General features: G+C 70.5%; 1 protein-coding gene. It reads right to left on the reverse strand.

What is annotated here, in order from left to right; translation table 11 throughout:
- Window positions 1-307: 307 nt before the first annotated feature.
- Window positions 308-3,034, reverse strand: a complete 2,727-nt coding sequence (polA, locus tag L0P92_RS43435; RefSeq protein ID WP_234768648.1) for a DNA polymerase I — start codon at window positions 3,032-3,034, stop codon at window positions 308-310.
- Window positions 3,035-3,081: the final 47 nt, after the last annotated feature.

The following is a 3,081-nucleotide window of genomic DNA, read 5'->3' on the forward strand; positions in this document are numbered from 1 at the left end:
CCCCCCCCCCCCCCGGTTTTTATGTTTCCGCCCACCACCGAGATATACCGTTTTTGCTGTTGGTGGGATGCGTCATTTGTTTTTATGATCCCGGGTTGTGGCTGGTTGGGGTGGTTCGGGTGGGGGTGGGTGCCTGAGCGTGTGCGTGGTTACGGTCGTTTTGGGGGTGCGGGTGCATTGTGGCTGGTCGCGCAGTTCCCCGCGCCCCTAAGGGGGGCGCTGCAGCGCCCCCCAGGCGCAGATGCGCAGGATGCCGGGGCGGGTGGGTACCCGGCCCGGCATCCATATGTGTCCGGTCGCTCGGAGGCTAGTGGGCCGCTGATTCCCAGTCCGGGCCCGCGCCTACCGAGACGCCCAGGGGGACGTTGAGGTGGACGGCGTTGGACATCTCCCGGCGGACCAGTTCCTCCGCGGCGGCGCGTTCGCCCGGGGCGATCTCCAGGACGATTTCGTCGTGGACCTGGAGGAGCATGCGGGAGGTGAGGTTCTCCTCGCGCAGGGCCCGGTCGACGTTGAGCATGGCGATCTTGACGATGTCCGCGGCCGTGCCCTGGATGGGGGCGTTGAGGGCCATGCGCTCGGCGGCCTCGCGGCGTTGGCGGTTGTCGCTGTTGAGGTCGGGGAGGTAGCGGCGGCGGCCGAAGAGGGTCGCCGTGTAGCCCGTCGCCCGGGCCTCGTCGACCGCGCGACGGAGGTAGTCGCGGACGCCGCCGAAGCGCTCGAAGTAGGCGTCCATCAGGGCTCGGGCCTCGCCCGCGTCGATGTTCAGCTGCTGGGAGAGGCCGAAGGCCGAGAGACCGTAGGCCAGGCCGTACGACATCGCCTTGATCTTGCGGCGCATCTCCGCGTCCACCGCGGCGGGCTCCACGGCGAAGACCTGGGAGGCGGCCGTGGTGTGCAGGTCCTCGCCCGAGGTGAAGGCCTCGATCAGGCCCTCGTCCTCGGAGAGGTGGGCCATCACGCGCAGCTCGATCTGGCTGTAGTCCGCGGTCATCAGGGACTCGAAGCCCTCGCCGACCACGAAACCCCGGCGGATCGCGCGGCCCTCGTCCGTGCGGACCGGGATGTTCTGCAGGTTCGGGTCGGTGGAGGACAGGCGGCCCGTCGCCGCCACCGTCTGGTTGAACGTGGTGTGGATACGGCCGTCCGACGCGATCGTCTTGATCAGGCCCTCGACGGTGACGCGGAGCTTCGCCTGCTCGCGGTGGCGGAGCATGATGACCGGCAGTTCGTTCTCCGTCTGGCCGGCCAGCCAGGCCAGGGCGTCGGCGTCCGTGGTGTAGCCGGTCTTGGTCTTCTTCGTCTTGGGCAGGGCGAGTTCGCCGAAGAGGACCTCCTGGAGCTGCTTGGGCGAGCCCAGGTTGAACTCGTGCCCGGCCGCGGCGTGCGCCTCCTTCACGGCCTGCTGCACGGCGCCCGCGAACATCTGCTCCATGGCCTCCAGGTGGGGCCGGTCGGCCGCGATGCCGTGGCGCTCCATGCGGGCCAGCAGGGCGGAGGTCGGCAGCTCCATGTCACGCAGGAGGTCCGCGGCGCCGACCTCTTCGAGGCGGCTCTCGAAGGCCTCGCCCAGGTCGAGGACCGCGCGGGCCTGGATCATCAGCGCCTCAGCCTCGGCGCCGTCGTCCGCGCCGAAGGCCAGCTGTCCGTCGGCCGCGGCGGCCGGGGCGAGCTCACGGTGCAGGTACTCCAGGGACAGCGCGTCCAGGTCGAAGGAGCGGCGGCCCGGCTTGACCAGATAGGCGGCGAGCGCGGTGTCCATGCGGACGCCCTCGATGCTCCAGCCGTGCTCGGCGAAGACGCGCATCGCGCCCTTGGCGTTGTGGAAGACCTTGGGCCTCGCGGCGTCGGCCAGCCAGGCCGCGAACGCCTTCTCGTCGGCCTCGTCCAGCTGCGAGGGGTCGAACCAGCCGGCCGCGCCGTCGGCGGCCGCGAGCGCGACCTCGGCGACCGAGCCGGTGCCGAGCGCCCAGGTGTCGACGGTGGCCACGCCGAGGAGCGCGCCGCCGTGCTCGGTGAGCCAGGGGGCCAGCTCGCCGGTGCCGAGGACGGAGCCGTCGATCTCCACGCCGTCGGTCGCGATCGGGGTGGCCTCGGCCTCCTCGGCTCCGGGGTCGACGCCGAAGAGCCGCTCGCGCAGGGAGGGGTTACGGATCTCCAGGGTGTCCAGGATCATCGCGACGGCCTTGCGGTCGTACGGCACGCGCGCGACGTCGGCGACGGTCTTGGGCAGCTCCACCTGACGCTCCAGCTCGGTCAGCCGGCGGTTGAGCTTGACGGACTCCAGGTGGTCGCGGAGGTTCTGCCCGGCCTTGCCCTTGACCTCCTCGACGCGCTCGACCAGCTCGGCGAACGAACCGAACTGGTTGATCCACTTCGCGGCCGTCTTCTCGCCGACGCCCGGGATGCCCGGCAGGTTGTCGGACGGGTCGCCGCGCAGGGCGGCGAAGTCGGGGTACTGGGCGGGCGTCAGGCCGTACTTCTCGAAGACCTTCTCCGGGGTGAAGCGGGTCAGCTCGGAGACGCCCTTCGTCGGGTACAGCACCGTGGTGTGCTCGCTGACCAGCTGGAAGGAGTCACGGTCGCCGGTGACGATCAGCACCTCGAAGCCGTCGGCCTCGGCCTGGGTGGCGAGGGTGGCGATCACGTCGTCGGCCTCGAAGCCGTCGACCGCGAAGCGCGAGACGTGCATCGCGTCGAGCAGCTCGCCGATCAGCTCGACCTGGCCCTTGAACTCGTCCGGGGTCTTGGAGCGGTTCGCCTTGTACTCGGTGAACTCCGCGGAGCGCCAGGTCTTGCGGGACACGTCGAAGGCCACCGCGAAGTGCGTGGGCGCCTCGTCGCGCAGCGTGTTGGCCAGCATCGACGCGAAGCCGTAGATCGCGTTCGTCGGCTGGCCCGTCGCGGTCGTGAAGTTCTCCGCGGGCAGCGCGAAGAACGCGCGGTAGGCCAGCGAGTGCCCGTCCATGAGCATCAGGCGCGGCCGGCCGCCGCCGGGGTTGTTGTCGGTCTGCTTCGCTGCTGTCTCTGCCACGTCCCCGATCCTGCCACGCCCCACTGACAGTCGGTCCCCCCGCGCAC

The sequence above is a fragment of the Streptomyces muensis genome (assembly GCF_021474425.1).
Taxonomy (GTDB): domain Bacteria; phylum Actinomycetota; class Actinomycetes; order Streptomycetales; family Streptomycetaceae; genus Streptomyces; species Streptomyces muensis.